This window comes from Caulobacter sp. DWR2-3-1b2, from assembly GCF_049896345.1.
Lineage (GTDB): Bacteria > Pseudomonadota > Alphaproteobacteria > Caulobacterales > Caulobacteraceae > Caulobacter.
The window spans coordinates 292,712-309,439 of sequence record NZ_JAFCUC010000005.1 but is presented as its reverse complement, the minus strand read 5'-3'; the positions used below and the strand labels follow the sequence as shown (position 1 = coordinate 309,439).

General features: G+C 67.0%; 20 protein-coding genes. 13 read left to right on the top strand and 7 right to left on the bottom strand.

The genetic code is table 11. The features are described 5' to 3' along the window. From ACP694_RS15465 to ACP694_RS15450, 4 genes are all read right to left on the bottom strand, one after another. Nucleotides 1-329, bottom strand: a 329-nt coding sequence (locus ACP694_RS15465) for a transposase (RefSeq protein WP_426013778.1), incomplete at its 3' end; no start/stop codon positions are given. Between the two features lie 159 nt (nucleotides 330-488). Beyond that, nucleotides 489-2,096 carry an exodeoxyribonuclease VII large subunit gene (gene xseA / locus ACP694_RS15460; RefSeq protein WP_426013776.1) on the bottom strand — a complete coding sequence of 536 codons (1,608 nt, stop codon included), beginning with the start codon at nucleotides 2,094-2,096 and terminating at the stop codon, nucleotides 489-491. A 103-nt stretch (nucleotides 2,097-2,199) separates the two neighbouring features. Further along, nucleotides 2,200-2,700: a hypothetical protein gene (locus ACP694_RS15455; protein WP_426013774.1), complete on the bottom strand. Its 501-nt coding sequence runs from the start codon at nucleotides 2,698-2,700 to the stop codon at nucleotides 2,200-2,202. Between the two features lie 151 nt (nucleotides 2,701-2,851). Then, complete coding sequence (locus ACP694_RS15450) at nucleotides 2,852-3,370, bottom strand: GcrA family cell cycle regulator (protein WP_426013772.1); 519 nt, start codon at nucleotides 3,368-3,370, stop codon at nucleotides 2,852-2,854. Nucleotides 3,371-3,698: 328 nt separating this feature from the next. Here ACP694_RS15450 and ACP694_RS15445 point away from each other — a divergent pair, with 328 nt between their 5' ends. The 5 genes from ACP694_RS15445 (at nucleotide 3,699) to ACP694_RS15425 (ending at nucleotide 8,465) form a co-directional block, all read left to right on the top strand. Continuing rightward, the gene (locus ACP694_RS15445) at nucleotides 3,699-4,520 is read left to right on the top strand and encodes an ABC transporter permease (RefSeq protein WP_426013770.1); all 822 of its coding nucleotides are present in this window, start codon (nucleotides 3,699-3,701) and stop codon (nucleotides 4,518-4,520) included. A gap of 310 nt (nucleotides 4,521-4,830) precedes the next feature. After that, complete coding sequence (locus ACP694_RS15440; protein ID WP_426013768.1) at nucleotides 4,831-6,069, top strand: aspartate aminotransferase family protein; 1,239 nt, start codon at nucleotides 4,831-4,833, stop codon at nucleotides 6,067-6,069. A gap of 112 nt (nucleotides 6,070-6,181) precedes the next feature. Beyond that, nucleotides 6,182-7,126, top strand: coding sequence for an ornithine carbamoyltransferase (argF, locus tag ACP694_RS15435; RefSeq protein WP_426013766.1), 945 nt, complete (start codon nucleotides 6,182-6,184; stop codon nucleotides 7,124-7,126). Next, the gene (locus tag ACP694_RS15430; RefSeq protein ID WP_426013764.1) at nucleotides 7,127-7,366 is read left to right on the top strand and encodes a DUF2164 domain-containing protein; all 240 of its coding nucleotides are present in this window, start codon (nucleotides 7,127-7,129) and stop codon (nucleotides 7,364-7,366) included. A 178-nt stretch (nucleotides 7,367-7,544) separates the two neighbouring features. Next, complete coding sequence (locus ACP694_RS15425; protein WP_426013762.1) at nucleotides 7,545-8,465, top strand: Hsp33 family molecular chaperone; 921 nt, start codon at nucleotides 7,545-7,547, stop codon at nucleotides 8,463-8,465. A 120-nt stretch (nucleotides 8,466-8,585) separates the two neighbouring features. Here the strand turns inward: ACP694_RS15425 and apaG are convergent, their stop codons facing one another. Then, nucleotides 8,586-9,050 (bottom strand): Co2+/Mg2+ efflux protein ApaG, encoded by a 465-nt coding sequence (gene apaG / locus ACP694_RS15420; protein ID WP_426013760.1) that lies wholly within the window; start codon nucleotides 9,048-9,050, stop codon nucleotides 8,586-8,588. Next, nucleotides 9,031-10,215, bottom strand: coding sequence for an O-succinylhomoserine sulfhydrylase (gene metZ, locus ACP694_RS15415; RefSeq protein ID WP_426013758.1), 1,185 nt, complete (start codon nucleotides 10,213-10,215; stop codon nucleotides 9,031-9,033). Before metZ ends, apaG begins: the two co-directional genes overlap by 20 nt. Nucleotides 10,216-10,468: 253 nt before the next feature. On the opposite strand from metZ, the gene ACP694_RS15410 reads away from it, so the two are divergent. The 8 genes from ACP694_RS15410 to ACP694_RS15375 all read left to right on the top strand — a co-directional run bounded on the left by ACP694_RS15410 (nucleotide 10,469) and on the right by ACP694_RS15375 (nucleotide 15,858). Further along, nucleotides 10,469-11,488: a 2'-deoxycytidine 5'-triphosphate deaminase gene (locus tag ACP694_RS15410; RefSeq protein ID WP_426013757.1), complete on the top strand. Its 1,020-nt coding sequence runs from the start codon at nucleotides 10,469-10,471 to the stop codon at nucleotides 11,486-11,488. A 93-nt stretch (nucleotides 11,489-11,581) separates the two neighbouring features. Beyond that, a complete protein-coding gene (locus tag ACP694_RS15405; RefSeq protein WP_426013755.1) occupies nucleotides 11,582-12,454 on the top strand; it encodes a kinase in 873 nt (290 codons plus the stop codon). Between the two features lie 131 nt (nucleotides 12,455-12,585). Then, a complete protein-coding gene (locus ACP694_RS15400; RefSeq protein WP_426013753.1) occupies nucleotides 12,586-12,876 on the top strand; it encodes a hypothetical protein in 291 nt (96 codons plus the stop codon). Between the two features lie 205 nt (nucleotides 12,877-13,081). Further along, the gene (locus ACP694_RS15395) at nucleotides 13,082-13,333 is read left to right on the top strand and encodes a hypothetical protein (RefSeq protein ID WP_426013752.1); all 252 of its coding nucleotides are present in this window, start codon (nucleotides 13,082-13,084) and stop codon (nucleotides 13,331-13,333) included. A 23-nt stretch (nucleotides 13,334-13,356) separates the two neighbouring features. After that, a complete protein-coding gene (locus tag ACP694_RS15390; protein ID WP_426013750.1) occupies nucleotides 13,357-13,767 on the top strand; it encodes a hypothetical protein in 411 nt (136 codons plus the stop codon). Continuing rightward, nucleotides 13,764-13,958: a helix-turn-helix transcriptional regulator gene (locus ACP694_RS15385; RefSeq protein WP_426013749.1), complete on the top strand. Its 195-nt coding sequence runs from the start codon at nucleotides 13,764-13,766 to the stop codon at nucleotides 13,956-13,958. The genes ACP694_RS15390 and ACP694_RS15385 overlap by 4 nt, the downstream gene beginning before the upstream one ends. A gap of 54 nt (nucleotides 13,959-14,012) precedes the next feature. Next, a complete protein-coding gene (locus ACP694_RS15380; protein ID WP_426013748.1) occupies nucleotides 14,013-14,930 on the top strand; it encodes an alpha/beta hydrolase in 918 nt (305 codons plus the stop codon). A 43-nt stretch (nucleotides 14,931-14,973) separates the two neighbouring features. After that, nucleotides 14,974-15,858, top strand: a complete 885-nt coding sequence (locus ACP694_RS15375) for a TraB/GumN family protein (protein WP_426013746.1) — start codon at nucleotides 14,974-14,976, stop codon at nucleotides 15,856-15,858. A gap of 144 nt (nucleotides 15,859-16,002) precedes the next feature. Here ACP694_RS15375 and ACP694_RS15370 read toward each other — a convergent pair whose 3' ends face one another. Next, complete coding sequence (locus ACP694_RS15370) at nucleotides 16,003-16,617, bottom strand: HD domain-containing protein (protein WP_426013744.1); 615 nt, start codon at nucleotides 16,615-16,617, stop codon at nucleotides 16,003-16,005. Nucleotides 16,618-16,728: the final 111 nt, after the last annotated feature.

Here is a 16,728-nt window from a genome sequence, read left to right as displayed (position 1 = left end):
CTGACCACCGCCTGGCCGCGCTCGCGCTTCAGCCGTCCGGCCACCTGCTCGGGCGACCAGCCCAGGGCCAGGTGCTCGAGCACCTGGCCCTGGAGGACCTCGTCGCGTTCCAGGCGGCTGCCTCGCCAGCGCCGGGCCTTGCTGAGATCGCCGGCCAGCACGGGCTTGTAGGCGGCCTTGGGCGCGCCATTACGCTTCAGCTCACGGCAGATGCTCGATGGCGAGCGACCCAGAGCCGCAGCGATTTGTCGGATCGTCTCACCCGCTTCACGACGCCGGGCAAGCTCACACCGCTCCTCAAGCGTGAGGTGATCATAGGCTTGTCCCATCGCAACACCTCGGTCAGAGAGTGTTGCACTTCGTTTGTGAACTCAGGGGACCCAAGCTGATGCTCCGAAATGACGCTGCGGCTCACCGCTGCCTGAGCCCATTCTGACGGGCGGCTTGAGTCCCGACTTTTGTCGGGATGAGTGGAGTTTGGGGGGGGCTCAAAACAGATTTCCCTGACTCGAAGGCGGAGGGGGCGCCTTTGGCTTGGGGATAGGCCGCGCAACGGCGGGTATCGTTGGCGGGGGGACGGCCGCGGAACTTTCTCCATCGATAACCGCCTCGCGCTCACCTTGCTTAAATTGCAGTCTCACCCGTTCACCGCTGGCAAGTTCTGAAGCCGAACGAGCGATCCCGCCGTCCGCCTTGTGCACGAGTGCAAAGCCCAGTTCCAACGGCCGCGTTGGATTGAGCGACTGTCGCAGCTTGTCCAGGCTGGCCAGACGGTCGCCCTCCCGCTCCAGCCGGCGATGAGCGCAGGCGTTCATCCGGTCCTGCAGGGCGGGCAGGCGAGCGTGCTGGCCGATCCGCTCCGGCGCGCGGCGGGCGGCCAGCTCCAGGCGCTTGCCGATATCGCCGACCCGGCGGCCGGCGTCGTTGCGCTGGCGATGCAGGGTGTCGGGCGACAGGCGGGCGGTGACCTTCAACAGGTCGCGGGCGTGGATGTCGGTATTGCGCTGCAGGGCCGCGTCTAGCCGGGCGCCGACCGCCTTGAAGCGGCGGTCGGCGGGCGCGGTCAGGTCGTCCAGCCGGGGCAGGCCGCGCACCGCCAGGTCCAGCCGCTGCTGGGCCAGGGCCAGCAGGTCGGCTGGGCGAGGCAGGCCCCGCGCGGCGCTGATCAGCCGTGTCCGCCGCTCCTCGACCGCCCGGCCGCCGCAGTTGTTCAGCCGGCGATCATAGTCGCTGACCAGGGCCCGCAGCTCGGCCAACACCGGCGTCGCCATCTCGGCGGCGGCGGTGGGGGTGGGGGCGCGACGGTCGGAGACGAAGTCGATCAGGGTGGTGTCGGTCTCGTGGCCCACGGCCGAGATCAGCGGGATCGTCCCCTCAGCCACCGTGCGGGCCAGACCCTCGTCATTGAAGGCCCACAGGTCCTCGACCGATCCGCCGCCCCGGGCGACGATCAGGATGTCGGGTCGCGGTACGGGTCCGCCCCCTCCTTCGTGGCTTGGGGTGATGGCGTTGAAGCCCCGAATTGCGGCGCTGACCTGGCCGGCGGCGGCGTCGCCCTGCACCACGCAAGGCCAGACCAGCACCTGGCAGGGCCAGCGGTCGCGGATGCGGTGAAGGATGTCGCGGATCACGGCCCCGGTCGGGCTGGTGATCACCCCGACCACGGCCGGCATCGAGGGCAGGGGACGCTTGCGGTCCGGCGCGAACAAGCCCTCGGCGGCCAGCTTGGCCTTCAGGCGCTCGAGCTGGGCGAGCAGGGCGCCGACGCCGGCCGCCTCCATGGTCTCGATGACGATCTGGTAGCGCGAGCCGGCCGGATAGGTGGTGATCTTGCCGGTGACGATGACTTCCAGCCCGTGCTCGGGCCGGATCCCCAGGCCGCGCACATTGCCCTTCCAGACCACGCCGTCGATCGCCGACTTGTCGTCCTTGATCGTCAGATAGACGTGGCCGTTGCCGTGGTGGGTGACCTTGCTGAGCTCGCCGCGCAGCCGCACGAAGCCGTAGCTGGTCTCCAGCGTACGCTTCAGGGCGAAGGCCAGTTCCGAGACGGAATAGGCCTGGGCGTTGGAATCGATGACGGCGGTGTCGGTCATGGGGGATTGATAGGACGGTTCGGGGTTTGAAGTCCTCCCCTGTGGGGGAGGTGGTCGCGCAGCGACCGGTGGGGGGAGGTTTGGGGTCTTCGATCTTAGTCGTCTATTTCGCCAAGGCTCGCGCGCGATAGGCGTTGAGGGTCTCGGCCACCTTTTCCACCGACATAGCCCAGCCCCTGGGTAGGGCGCGGTCGGCGCCGAGGCTTCGGCCGATCTTGGCTAGCGCCGTCTCGTTTCGAATGCCGGGCGCCAGATTGTAGCCGACCATCTTGCCGCCCTTGGGCAGCCGATAGACGAAGAAGCCTTCGACGTCGCGCCAAGGCGTCTTCTTCGCCGCGCGTATCAGGCCGCCGCTCACGGTGAAGCCCTCATCGTCGAGGGTCAGGATGTGAGGACGAAAGAGCAGGCACACGAACACTGCGGCGCCCAGCCCGAAGAGCACGATGCAGAACCTGGCCATCATCGCCTGGCGAGGGTCGCCGGCGAGAAAGGCTCCCATCGCGACGAAGACCAGGCTGATCGCGAGATAGAGCAGGGCCTTGCCAAACGAACCCTTGATCGTCGTGAATCTCGCCGGAACGCCGATGTCTCGCATGACCGCCATGCCTGTACCCTAGACGCGCTCGCGCAATTCATCGTCGTGAGGCCGGAATCCTCGCGCCGGCCACTGGCCGCGCGAGGATTCCTACTACCGACCCAGTATCCGCGCCCCGAAGCCCGCGCTTCGAAGAACGAGGACGGCCCCAGGGCGAGGACTAGATGTAGCGGCGCAGCGAGCGGGCCAGTTCGGTGGGGCCCGACTTCTTCTTGGTCTGCTGGGGCTGGTATGCAACCCGCGCATGTTCGTTGCAGTAGGGGCCGTCCGACGAGCGGCGGCCGCAGAAGGTGAAGCCGTCGGTGGACGGGTCGCCGATCGGCCACTTGCACATGTGGGCGCCCAGGGTGAGCACGGTGGCCGAACCCGGCTGCTCGTCGCGGAAGGCCGGGACCGAGGGTTGCTGGGCCACGGCGGGCAGGGCCGCCGGCTCGGCGGCGATCACCCGGCGTGGCGCGGACGGCATGGCGGTGGCGGCCGGACGGGCCGGACGCGGAGCCTTGAAGGCCGGGCGCGCGGGTTGCGACGGCGCGGCGCGGCCCGACAGGCCCAGACGGTGCACCTTGCCGATCACGGCGTTGCGCGTGACGCCGCCCAGCTGTTTGGCGATCTGACTGGCGGAAAGACCGTCCAGCCAGAGCTTCTTCAAGGTGGTGACCCGTTCGTCAGTCCAGCTCATGACCCAATCTCCGCCTCTTGAAAAAGGTCCCTGGCGCGTCTCCCCAGACTCGCCTAGACCCTACATCTGGTATCCGAACCGCCCCGCCGGCGGTCTGCCCACTACATAGTGTAAAGAATACGTTAAAACACACAATAGGCGCCATGGGTTCGTCCACAGGAACTAGATGTTGATTCTAGGGGGGCGGTGGTTGCGCCGGGCGGGCTCCGAGCGCACATGGCTGGCGCGTGGCAGCCGAAAGTGGATATCGGTTTAGGCGCCCGCCACGCGCCAACCCTTAGTGAGAGCCCTCGAAGAGGGCTCGGGTGCGTTTCAGGACCCCAGGCTTATGAGCGACATCCCAAACACCGTCATTCCGCCGCAGCCGCGCGACTATCACGGCTGGAACTGGAGCGGGTTCTTCACCCTCTATCAGCGCGAAATCCGCCGCTTCTGGAAGGTGGGCACCCAGACCGTCGCCGCCCCGGTGGTGACCACCTTGCTCTACATGCTGGTCTTCGTGGTCGCCGTCGGCCCCAGCCGCCAGGCGGTGGGCGGGATCAGCTTTGGCCATTTCGTGGCCCCCGGCCTGATCATGATGGCCATCCTCAACAACGCCTTCGCCAACGCCTCGTCCTCGCTGATCCAGGCCAAGATGATGGGCCTGACGCCGGACTTCCTGACCCCGCCGCTGTCGCCGCTGGAGCAGGTCTCAGCCTTCGGCCTGGGCGCGGCGACGCGCGGCATCGTGGTCGGCGCGGTGACAGCCCTGGTGATCGGCGTGCTGCCGGGCGCGGGCCTGCAAATCTCCCACCCGTGGGCGATCGTCTATTTCGCGGTCGGGGCGGCGATCATCCTGGGCCTGGCCGGCGTGCTGGCCGGCCTGTGGGCCGAGAAGTTCGACCAGCTGGCGGCGGTGACCAACTTCCTGATCATGCCGATGACCTTCTTGTCGGGCACCTTCTACCTGGTCGACAAGCTGCCCGAGCCGTTCCGCTCGGCCAGCCACTTCAACCCGTTCTTCTATCTGATCGACGGCTTCCGCTACGGCTTCATCGGCCATGCCGACGGCTCGGTGGTGATCGGGGCGGTGGTGACGGCGGTGCTGTCGGTCGGGTTGTTCCTGTGGTGCTGGGCGCTGTTTCGCAGCGGTTACAAGCTGAAGAGCTAGCCCCTGTCATGGACGATTGGCTTAGGCGACCGTCCTGAGCTACGGCCACCTTTATCCGTCTCCCCGGCGAAGGCCGGAGCCCAGGTGAAAACCACGAGCCGCTCTGGATGAATCTGGGTCCCGGCCTTCGCCGCGAAGACGGAGGGAGAGAGCGGGCTGGATGAGGCCGCAAACAGTGTGGCTTGCGTGCCCTGACACCCAAAATTCACGCCCGGTTTGTTGACAGAGCACGGTTACGCGCCGACAACGCTCAGCCTTCCGGTCCCCGCGCTTTCAGTGCGGGGGCTTGTTTCCTTTTTGGGAGGCTGTCTTGAGCACGTCGACGTCGTCTACCGCCGCGCAACACCACATCATGGGCGTCTATAACCGCGCCCCGCTGGCGTTCGAGCGGGGCCGAGGCGCGCGTCTGTTCTCGACCGACGGCGATGAATATCTGGACTGCGTGGCCGGCATCGCCACCGACGGTCTGGGCCACGCCCATCCCGTGCTGGTCGAGGCGCTGAAGACCCAGGGCGAGAAGCTCTGGCATGTCTCCAACATCTACCGGATCCCCGAGCAGGAGGAATTGGCGGATAGGTTGTGCGCCCACAGCTTCGCCGACGTGGTGTTCTTCACCAATTCGGGAACCGAGGCGATCGAGTGCGCGCTGAAGACCGCCCGCAAATATCACACCGCCAATGGCCAGCCGGAGCGGATAGAGATCTTCGGTTTCGACGGCTCGTTCCATGGCCGCTCCTACGCGGCGGTCAACGCCTCGGGCAATCCCAGCTATGTCGAGGGCTTCGGCCCCCGCCTGCCGGGCTATAGCCAGCTGACCTTCGGCGACCATGACGCTCTGAAGGCCGCGATCGCCAACCCCACCACGGCCGCGATCATCGTCGAGCCCGTGCAGGGCGAGGGCGGGGCGCGCTCCATTCCCGAGCACTGTCTGGTCAGCCTGCGCGCGCTGTGCGACGAGCACGGCGTGCTGCTGATCTATGACGAGGTTCAGTGCGGCATGGGCCGGACCGGCAAGCTGTTCGCCTATGAGTGGGCGGCCCAAGACGGTGGAGTGGGCGGCGAGCCTCACATCATGGCCGTGGCCAAGGCCCTGGGCGGCGGCTTCCCGGTCGGCGCCTGCCTGGCCACCACCGAGGCGGCCAAGGGCATGACCGTGGGCGTCCATGGCTCGACCTTCGGCGGCAACCCCCTGGCCATGGCCGTGGGCAAGGCGGCGTTCGACACGATCAACACCGACGAGATTCTCGACAACGTGACGCGCGTGGCCGGCTATTTCGTCCAGCAGCTGAACGGCCTGAAGGACCGCTTCCCGGACATCATCGTCGATATCCGCGGCAAGGGCCTGCTGATCGGCATCAAGCTGATCCCGAACAATCGCGAGTTCATGGTTTTGGCCCGCGACGAGAAGCTGCTGGTGGCCGGGGGCGGCGATAACTGCGTGCGCCTGCTGCCGCCGCTGAACCTGACCGTCGAGGAAGCCTCCGAGGCCATCGCCAAGCTCGAACAGGCCTGCGAGGCCGCTCGGGCCGCGCAGAACGTGGTGGCCTGAGATTCGCTAATCCGCTCATCCCGGCGAATGCCGGGACCCAGATCAAGCCCGCTGCTTCCCAGATGAATCTGGGCCCCGGCATTCGCCGGGGTGAGCGGGGTAGGGGGACCAGATGACCCAGCCCAGACACTTCATCGACCTGTGGAAGCTCGACGGCCCCACGCTGCGGGTCATCCTCGAAGACGCCAAGGCCCGCAAAGCCGCCCGCGCCGGCTGGGGCAAGGGCAAGGTCGACGCCGACGCCCCGGCCGACGGCCGCGTGCTGGCGATGATCTTCCAGAAGAACTCTACCCGCACCCGCTTCTCGTTCGACGCGGCGATCCGCCAGTTGGGCGGGTCGGGGATCATCTCGACCGCCAACGACATGCAGCTGGGGCGCGGCGAGACCATCGAGGACACCGCCAGGGTGCTGTCGCGGATGGTCGACGCGGTGATGATCCGCGCCAACAGCCACGCCGACGTCGAGCGCTTCGCCCAGGTCTCGACCGTGCCGGTGATCAACGGCCTGACCGACAAGAGCCACCCGTGCCAGGTCATGGCCGACCTGCTGACCATCGAGGAGCATCGCGGCGACATCGGCGGCAAGACCATCGCCTGGGTCGGCGACGGCAACAACATGTGCTCCAGCTTTATCCACGCCGCGCCGCTGCTGGGCTTCAAGCTGAACATCGCCTGTCCGGCGATCTACCATCCCGACCTTATCGACCTGGCCCGCGCCCAGGAGCTGCAGGGCCAGATCACCCTGACCGACGATCCAAAGGCGGCCGTGCGCGGGGCCGACGTGGTGGCGGCCGACACCTGGGTCTCGATGGGCGACACCGATCACGACGAGCGCTTGGCCGCGCTGGAGCCCTACCAGGTCGACGACGCCCTGATGGACCTGTCCCACAACGGCGTGTTCCTACACTGCCTGCCGGCTCACCGGGGCGAGGAGGTCACCGACGCGGTGCTCGACGGCCCCCGCTCCCTGGCCTGGGACGAGGCGGAAAACCGCATCCACGCTCAGAAGTCGGTGCTGGCCTGGTGCTTCGGGGCGATTGGCCAAGGGGGCGGCTAGATGGCCAAGATCGAGTTCAACAAGCAGAAGCGCGACGCCTTGCTCGATAGGCTGACGCGCTATCTCGACCGCGAACTCGACTGCGAGGCCAGCCCGCTGCAGGTGGGGTTCCTGCTGGACTTCATCTCCGAGCAGATGGGGCCTTATTACTATAACCAAGGCGTCCAGGACGCCCAGCAGCTGTTTCGCGACAAGCTGGACGACGCCGTCTACGAGATCGAGAAGCCGTTCGTCGATTGAGGAAGCACTTGCCCCCACCTGACCGCTTCGCGGTCTGTCCGCCCCCATAGGGGGCGGAGCTCAAGCGCGCAAACTCCGCCCCCTATGGGGGCGGACAGGCGACGCAGTCGCCAGGTGGGGGCAAGAGGTCGCCGCAGGGGGCTCGCATTTTCCCCCGAACCTCCTATTTAACCGCCGCATGACTGACATCACCGCCGCCATCGCCGCCCCAGGCGCGCCCGACGACATCGTTTCCGCCTTTCAGATCGAGGGCCTGCCCGTGCGCGGCCGCGTCGTGCGCCTGGGCGCCACGGTCGATGAGGTGCTGACCCGCCACGATTATCCCGAGCCTGTCGCCAACCTGCTGGGCGAGACCTGCGCCCTGGCCGCCTTGGTCGGCTCCAGCCTGAAGTTCGAGGGCCGGCTGATCGTCCAGGCCCAGGGGGACGGTCCGGTGCGCTACGTCGTCGTCGACTACGATACCAGCGGCGCCCTGCGCGGCTATTGCCGCTTCGATGCGGACGAGGTGGCCAAGGTCTCGGAAGGCTTCGTGCGCCCAGGCGCCAAGACCCTGCTGGGGGGCGGAACCTTCATGATGACCGTCGACCAGGGTCCTGACATGGACCGCTATCAGGGCATCACGCCCATCGAGGGCGAGACTCTGGCCCTATGCGCCGAGCAGTATTTCGCCCAGTCGGAACAGACCCCGACCCGCGTGCGCCTGGCGGTCGGCCAGGCCGACACCGGCGAGGGCCCGAAGTGGCGGGCCGGCGGGATCCTGATCCAGGCCATCGCTGGCGACGAGACCCGCGGCGAGACCGCCGAGGCGTGGAACCACGTCCAGGCGCTGTTTGAGACCACCGGCGAGGACGAACTGATCGACCCCACCGTGCCGACGACGCTCTTGCTCTGGCGGTTGTTCAACGAGGACGGCGTGCGGCTGATTGAGGAAAAGCCGCTGCGCGCCTTCTGCCGTTGTTCCGATGAGCGCATCAGCGGCATGCTGGGCTCGTTCACGGCCGACGAAGTCGCCGACATGATCGAGCCCGACGGCAAGATCCACGTGACATGCGAATACTGCTCACGGGTCTATCAGGTGGAGCCGGCTGCGGTCGGCTGAGGCGCTGTGCGTCCTTCTAGGCCCGCTGTGCGGGCGCCTCAGGATCAGGAATTCAGCACAATCTTCCTCATCCTGAGGTGCGAGGCGTAGCCGAACCTCGAAGGACGCACGCCCTTGCCGTCAGTTCACCCGTCTCGCCGCGCCCGGCAGGTGCAGCGAGAACTCCGGGATGTTGGCGTCGAACACCTCGCCGGCCTCGGTCATCATTTGGTAGCGGCCGACCATGGCGCCGGATGACGTCGGTAAAGGGCAGTTGGACACGTATCGGAACGCCTCGCGCGGCTGCAGTTCCGGCTGTTCGCCGACCACGCCGGAGCCCTCGACCTCACTGACCCGGTTGAGGCCGTCGGTGATCGTCCAGGCGCGGGAGATCAACTGCACGGTCTCGACGCCGTGGTTCTCGATCTCCACGGTGTAGAGCCACATCCACAGGCCCTCCTCGGGCGAGGACCCCTCGGGTTGATAGACCGGTGAGACCCGCACTACGATGTCGCGCGTGCGCGCTTCATAGATGCCGGTATCCGCGCCGCGACGGCGTCGGATCCGCTTCAGGGGCGGGGAGGATTCACGCCTGATCGAGCGCACGGATCACGTCCCGCTTCAGGTCCGCCAGGCTTTCCAGCCCGACCGACAGGCGCACGCCGCCCTCGACCACGCCCAGCGACGGCCGCATCTCTTCGGGCACCGAGCGATGGGTGGTGGTCGGCGGGTGGGTGGCCATCGACTTGGCGTCGCCGAGATTGTTGGAGATGTCGACGATCTCCAGCGCGTTGAGGAACTTGAACGCCGCCTCTCGCGAACCGAGGTCCAGGGCCAGCACTGTGCCGCCGCCGCTCATCTGCGACTTGGCGACATTGTGGCCCGGGTGGTCGTGGCGGAAGGGATAGAGCACCTGCTTGACCGCCTTGTGGTCGGCGACCGTGTCGGCCAGGGCCGCGCAGCTGTCGGTCTGGCGGCGCACGCGCAGATCGAGGGTCTCCAGGCCCTTGACCAGCACCCAGGCGTTGAACGGCGACAGCGACGGGCCGGTGTGGCGCAGGGCGTCGCGGTAGAATTCCTCGTTGATCGCCTCGGTCGTCAGGATCGCCCCGCCCAGCACCCTGCCTTGGCCGTCGATGTGCTTGGTGGCCGAATAGACCACGATGTCGGCGCCCAGGGTCAGGGGCTGTTGGAAGATCGGGGTGGCGAAGACGTTGTCGACGATGACCTTGGCGCCGACGGCGTGGGCCAGTTCCGACACCGCGCGGATGTCGGTGATCTCCAGCACCGGGTTCGACGGCGTCTCGATCAGCACCGCCTTGGTGTTGGGGCGCATCGCCGCTTCCCAGGCCTTGGGATCGGTGGCGTCGACGAAGGTCGTCTCCACGCCGAAGCGCGGCAGCCACTCGGCGATCAGCCAGCGGCAGGAGCCGAACAGCGCGCGACCGGCCACCACGTGGTCGCCGGCGCGAACCAGGCCCATCAGCGCCATGTGGATCGAGGCCATGCCCGTGGCCTGGGCGCGGCATACCTCGGCGCCTTCCAGCAGCGCCAGACGGTCCTCGAACATCTTCACGGTCGGATTGCTGAACCGCGAATAGACGAAGCCGGGGTCCTCGCCCGAGAACCGGCGGTCGGCGCCCTCGGCGCTGTCATAGGTAAAGCCCTGGGTGAGATAGAGGGCTTCGGCGGTTTCCATGAATTGCGAGCGCGCCAGACCGCCGCGGATCAGCTTGGTGGCGATATCCCAGTCCTTCGGGTCCTCGGCCATGGCGGTTCCTTTTTTTCTCGTCTCAGGAGCCTGCTAGGCAGGCTCCTCTTCAAACACTTGAGCGTGGCAGCCGAAACCGGTGGCCACTTTCGGCTGCCACGCTCTAGAAACGGCCGGCATAAGGGGTTTTGCCGGCCCAAGGGTCAAGGCGGACAAGTCTGATTTCAACATTAGAATTGTCACAGGCGAGTAAGGCGCGCGCGGATCACCGCGAGCCTTGCCTTCCCGGCGCGGTTTAGCGAGTGTCGCCCCAATGACCGACGCCCACGCAGCGGGGATTCTGCCCTGCCAATCCATCGAGGACCTGATTGCTCAAGAGGCGATCACCTCCCAGACTCCGTTCGACGCCGACCAGGTGCAACCGGCCAGCCTGGACCTGCGCTTGGGCGCGCGGTGCTGGCGGGTGCGCGCCTCGTTCCTGCCGGGCGTGGCCCGCCGCGTGCCCGAGCGTCTGAAGGACGTGGCGATGCACGAGCTGGACCTGACGAAGGGCGCGGTCCTGGAGAAGGGCTGCGTCTATATCGCCGAGATCCAGGAGAGCCTGGCCCTGCCGGGCAATATCGCGGCGCGGGGCAATCCCAAGAGCTCGACCGGCCGGGTCGACGTCTTTGTTCGCCTGCTGACCGATCACAGCAAGGCCTTCGACGATGTCGAGGCCGGTTATGAAGGCCCGCTCTACATCGAGATCGCGCCGCATACCTTCTCGGTGCTGGTGCGGGCCGGCACCCGGCTAAACCAGCTGCGTCTCAAGCGCGGCGAGCCGGTCAAGCTGGCGACCCGCAGCGTCGGCGTCGATCTGACCACCGGCATAGTCGGTTTCCGAGGCCGCCGCCACGCCGGGGTCGTCGACCTGGACCACGAGGACGGCCACGATCCGCGCGACTTCTGGGAAGCGCTGGAAACCCGCCATGGCGAACTGTTGCTCGACCCGGGCGAGTTCTACATCCTGGCCTCCAAGGACGACATCCAGATCCCGGTGATGGAGGCGGCCGAAATGACCCCCATCGATCCGTCGGTCGGCGAGTTTCGCGTCCACTATGCCGGGTTCTTCGACCCTGGCTTTGGCACCGAGGAGGCGTTGGCCGTCGGCTCCAAGGGCGTGCTCGAAGTGCGCAGCCACGAGACGCCGTTCCTGCTGGAGGACGGCCAGATCGTCGCCCGGCTGGTCTATGAACCCCTGACCGCCCGACCCGAGCGGCTGTATGGCGAGGGTGGCTCGCACTACCAGCGCCAAGGGCTGAAGCTGTCCAAGCATTTCAAGGCCTGGCGATAGGTTGAAGGGCCGGAGTGGCCGCGCCGTGGAACGCTTCATCCGTCGGCCGCGCCGACACCTTTTCCCGCAGGGGAACAAGGAAGGAGCGCTTTCATGATCGATCCTGACTGGCTGGCAGCCCTTCTGCGCGACGAAGACCTTCCCGAGACCTTCGGCGCCCAGATCGAGCGCCTGCACGCGCCTCTGGCGGCGCGGATCGCGGCGGTGGCGATGGGGCCGGCCTTCGTGGTGGGGATCTGCGGGCCACAGGGATCGGGCAAATCGACCGCCGCTCTGGTGCTTGGCCGGCTGCTGGCAGAGCGGGGCCGAACGGTGGCGATCCTGTCGCTGGACGATCTCTACCTGTCCCTGGCGGACCGTGAGGTTCTGGCCCGCGACATTCATCCGTTGCTGCGCACGCGCGGCGTTCCAGGCACGCACGACGTGGGCCTGGGCCTGGCGGTGCTCGACGGTTTGTCCGGGGCGGGGACGACGGCTCTCCCACGCTTCGACAAGGCGACCGACACCCGCGCGCCCGCCGCGACCTGGTCCACGGTCAGTGGTCCGGTCGATATCGTGCTGTTCGAAGGCTGGTGCGTCGGGGCGAGGCCCGAACTTCCCCACGCCCTGAAGGTCGCGGTCAACGCGCTGGAACGCGAGAAAGATCCGGACGGCGCCTGGCGCGCCCAGGTCAACGCCGCACTGGCCGGGCCCTATCGCGCGCTGTTCGCCCGAATCGACCTGTTGATCCAGTTCATCGCGCCCGATTTCGAGGCTGTCCTGGCCTGGCGCCAGGAGCAGGAGCGCAAGCTGCGCGACCGGCTGGCCGCAGCTGAGGCGGGCGCGGCGCGGACCATGGACGACGCGCAGGTCGCGGTCTTCGTGCAGCACTACGAGCGCCTGACCCGTCACATCAGCCGCGAAATGCCGGCCCGCGCCGATGTCGTCATTCGTCTGGATTCGCAGCGCCGTTCGTCGAACATCTAATTGGTCATTCGGTCGCGCGTCACGGCGTCGCACTAGATGTAGTGGCCCTCCAACCCGATGCCACCAGTGCTAGTTTGCCCTTGTCGACGACGCGACTCACTGCGAGCGTCGATCCAGTGGAGCTTGCAACCATGAACGCACTCTTCGGCGGGACCTATCCCACCCACGTCCGGCGGGTCGCGATCTGGATCAAGGCCGCGCCCATCCCCGGTTGCGACAAGGCCATCTGGCGCTGCGACGACCATGGCCGGGTGATCCGCTGGGATGACTATGGGGACGCTTTCTCGCGCTATGGCTGGACGATCGCCCGCGAGCGGGGCGAGGGCCGTCTGGCCCAGGTGTTGGGCCGCTCGCTGTCCAAGCCGGTGCATCTGAATTCGGCTGATGAACTGCACGCCACACCCTCGCGCCGAGCCGCCTAGAGCATTTTTCGAGCGAAGTGGTTCCGGTTGGCGTGAAGAAAAATGCGTCAAAACAAAAGATTAGAGCTCACGGCCTGACGCAGTCAGGTCGGGAAATGCTCTAGCCGGCCGGTGTGGCCTCTCCTTGATATTATGACAAGCGAGCTTGACATAGTCGCAGTGATATAAGACAAGCGTACTTGTCATAAAGACGAGGAGGCTTGTCATGCAAAATGAAATTGAAGACCGGATCGCCAAGGCCGCCTTGGCCGGAGCTATCATCGCCGGCGCGCTCGCGATCGCCGCCTTCCTGGCGACCGGCGGCGTGATCCTCAACGCCCAGACATCGACCGTCAGCCTGGCCTTCCCGCCGTCGTCGCAAGGCGTGGTGTTGAGCGCCCTGCTGGTCGCCGGCGTCATGAAGGCCGCCCACCGCGTGGCGCCCCCGATCGGCCGCTGGCTGAACGGTCGGGTCTGAACGGCCATCGAGGGAGCAAGACGATGATCTGCGATATGAAGAAGGCCAGCCCGGCGGCGAAACGCTACATCGCTCGGTTCGCACCGGCCATGGCCGCCTATGTCGGAGTGCTGTTCGCCTCGATCTGGTGGATCAGGCACCAAGATCCGCACGGCCCGTTGCTGTGGCTGCTGGCCATCGCCCCGGCCCTGCCGATCATCGCGGTGATCGCCATCATGGGGCTCTATGTGGTCGAGGAGACCGATGAGTTCCAACGCTCCATTCTGGTCCAATCCATGCTCTGGGGCATCGGGATCACCCTGGCGGGCTGCACGGCCTGGGGCTTTCTTGAGAATGTCGAGTTGGTGGCGCACCTGCCGCTCTACATGGTGTTCCCGATTTTTTGCGCGGCCATGGGCTTGGCCCGGCCGCTGGTGAGCCTGAGGTACCGGTGAAGAACCGCCTCAAAGTCCTGCGGGCCGAGCGCGACTGGAGCCAGGCCGACCTGGCCGACCGGCTCGAAGTGTCGCGCCAGACCATCAATGCGCTCGAGACCGGCAAGTACGACCCCAGCCTTCCGCTGGCCTTCAAGCTGGCCCGCCTGTTCGCGCTGCCGATCGAAACTATTTTTCAAGACGAAGCCTGACCTCCGGTCAGGCGTCCGCCACAGAGCCCATAACCCCCAACCTGGAGATCGCCCATGTCCGTCCGTCATCTCTCGACGCGCGCCGCCTTCGCCTGCGTCGCCGCCCTCGCCGCCGCCCTTGGCGTCTTCCACCCCGCCGACGCGGCCACCCCCATCGCCGTCCCCTCGGCCGTCGCGCCGCGCCTCACCGTCGAGGTCCGGGGCAAGGGTCGGGACGTGATCCTGATCCCCGGTCTGGCTTCCTCGGCCTTGGTTTGGGACGCCACGGTCAAGCAGCTTGAAGGCCGTTATCGCCTGCACATCGTCCAGGTGGCGGGCTTCGCCGGCGCGCCGGTCGGGGCCAATGCCGAGGGCCCCGTCTTGCAGCCCACCGTCGACGCGCTCGACGGCTACATCAAGTCGGCCCACCTGAAGTCTCCATCCGTGATCGGCCACTCGATGGGCGGACTGGCCGGCCTGATGCTGGCCCGCCAGCACCCGGAGGACCTCGGCAAGCTGATGGTCGTCGATAGCCTGCCCTTCTATCCCGTGGTCTTCGCCCCGACGGCCACCGTCGAGACGGTCAGGCCGCAGGCCGCCGCGATGCGCGACATGGCCGCCAAATCGACGCCCGAGGCGTGGGCGGCCGGCGAGACCCGCACCATGGCTCGCCTGGTCAAGTCGCCCGAGGGCCTGAAGGCCGCCACCGCGGCCGCCATCGCCTCGGATCCGTCGGTGACCGGCCGCGCCCTCTATGACGACCTGACCACCGACCTGCGCGGCGATATCGCGTTCATCAAGACCCCGACCGTGATGCTCTACCCCTGGGACGAGGCCACCGGGGCGCCCCAGGCGGCCTATGACGCGCTCTACACCTCGGCCTACGCCCCCATGACCTCGGCCAGGGTCAAGCGCATCGACGGTTCGCTGCACTTCATCATGCTGGATCAACCGGCCGCCTTCGCCGCCGAGGTCGAGGCCTTCCTGCGCTGAGACGCGCCTTGCCTACGCGCCGCGGCGCCCGGAGATTGGGACCATGATGATTCTGACCAATCTCGTCCGCCGCTGCGCCTTGGCCCTCATCGCCCTGCTGGCGATGGGGGCCAGCCCCGCCTTCGCCGATCCGGCGCTTTGGGTGATCAGGGACCACGACTCGACGATCTACCTGTTCGGCACGGTCCATGTGCTGAAGCCACAGACCGTCTGGCGCTCGGCCAGGATCACGCAGGCCTTCGAGGCGGCTGACGACGTGGTGATGGAAGTCGAGCAGCCCGAAAACCCGATGGCCGTGCAGCCCCTGATGCTGAAATACGGCGTCGATCGCGCCACGCCGTTGTCGGCCAAGCTCAGCCCCGAAACCTACGCCAAGCTGCAGGCCGCGGCCCAGGGCATGGGCATGGCGCCGGGCAGCCTGGACCCGATGCGGCCTTGGCTGGCGGCCCTGACGGTGTCGCTGACCCCGATCCTCCGGGCCGGCTATGACCCGGAAAGCGGCGTCGAGAAGGTGCTGACCGCCCAGGCCAAGGCGGCCGGCAAGCCGATCCATGCCTTCGAGACGATGGAGCAGCAGATTCGCTTCTTCGCCGACATGACCCCCGACCAGGAGCGCGGCCTGCTGGAATCCACCCTGGCGGATGTCGACGAGGGGCCGGCCAAGATCGACCTGCTGGTCGACGCCTGGGCCCGCGGCGACCAAGCGGCGATCAAACACGAGATGATCGACGAGATGCGGGCCGACTATCCAGGCGTCTACGCCTTGCTGCTGGTCAACCGCAACAAGGACTGGGCGCGGCAGTTGAAGGCCAAGCTGGCCGGCTCGGGCGTCAGCTTCGTGGCGGTGGGAGCGGGGCACCTGGTGGGCCCCGACAGTCTGCAGGCCCAGCTTGGGGCGCTGGGGATCGTGGCCGAGGTGTTGGAATAAAGTCCTCCCCCTGTGGGGGAGGTGTCGGCGAAGCCGACGGTGGGGGGAGTGATCGGCCGGCGGCGTGACCCAAGATCGAAGTCCCTAAAACTCCCCCCCACCGATCGCTGCGCTATCGCCTCCCCCACAGGGGGAAGACTTAAATCAAGCCGCCGCCTCGTCCTTCGCCCGCAGGTAGATCGACCGCTTCGGCGTCGACATCACCCGGTGCAGCATCGGCTCGAACGCCTCGAGCGGCATCGAGCTATAGGCCGGGTCGAAGGCCTCCTGGTCGTAGATGTGGCAGAACTGGGCGGTGTGTTCGAAGCTGGGATGGCCGCGAAACTGGTCGCGCATGTCGCGATCCAGGCCCAGGTGCTGGAAGAAATAATAGCCTTGGAAGATCGCGTGGTGGGCCACCATCCAGTGGTTTGCCTCCGACACGAAGGGCTGAATGATCGCCGCGGCGATGTCGGCGTGATTGCGCGGGCCCAGGATGTCGCCGATGTCGTGCAGCAGGGCGCAGACCACATATTCCTCATCGCGGCCGTCCTGGAAGGCCCGGGTGGCGGTCTGCAGGCTGTGGTCCAGCCGGTCGATCGCGAAGCCCCCGCAATCGCCCTGCAGCAGCTTCAGGTGCGAGACCAGCCGGGTCGGGAGCTCGCGGCCAAATTCCGTCGAGGCGTTGGCGATGATCGCCCAGTCCTGAGGCGTGCCGCCGGTCATGGCGTGGAACTGGGCTCGCTCATGCTCCTCTGGGTGTTGATGACCATCGGCCATGGGCGTCCTCCTCCCGAACATCTGTTTGACCGATCGTGCGCCGCGCGTTGCACGCCGTCAACGGATGCCTTGGATGCGGCCTGTCTTGAGTCGGGGGACGAGACCCGCTAG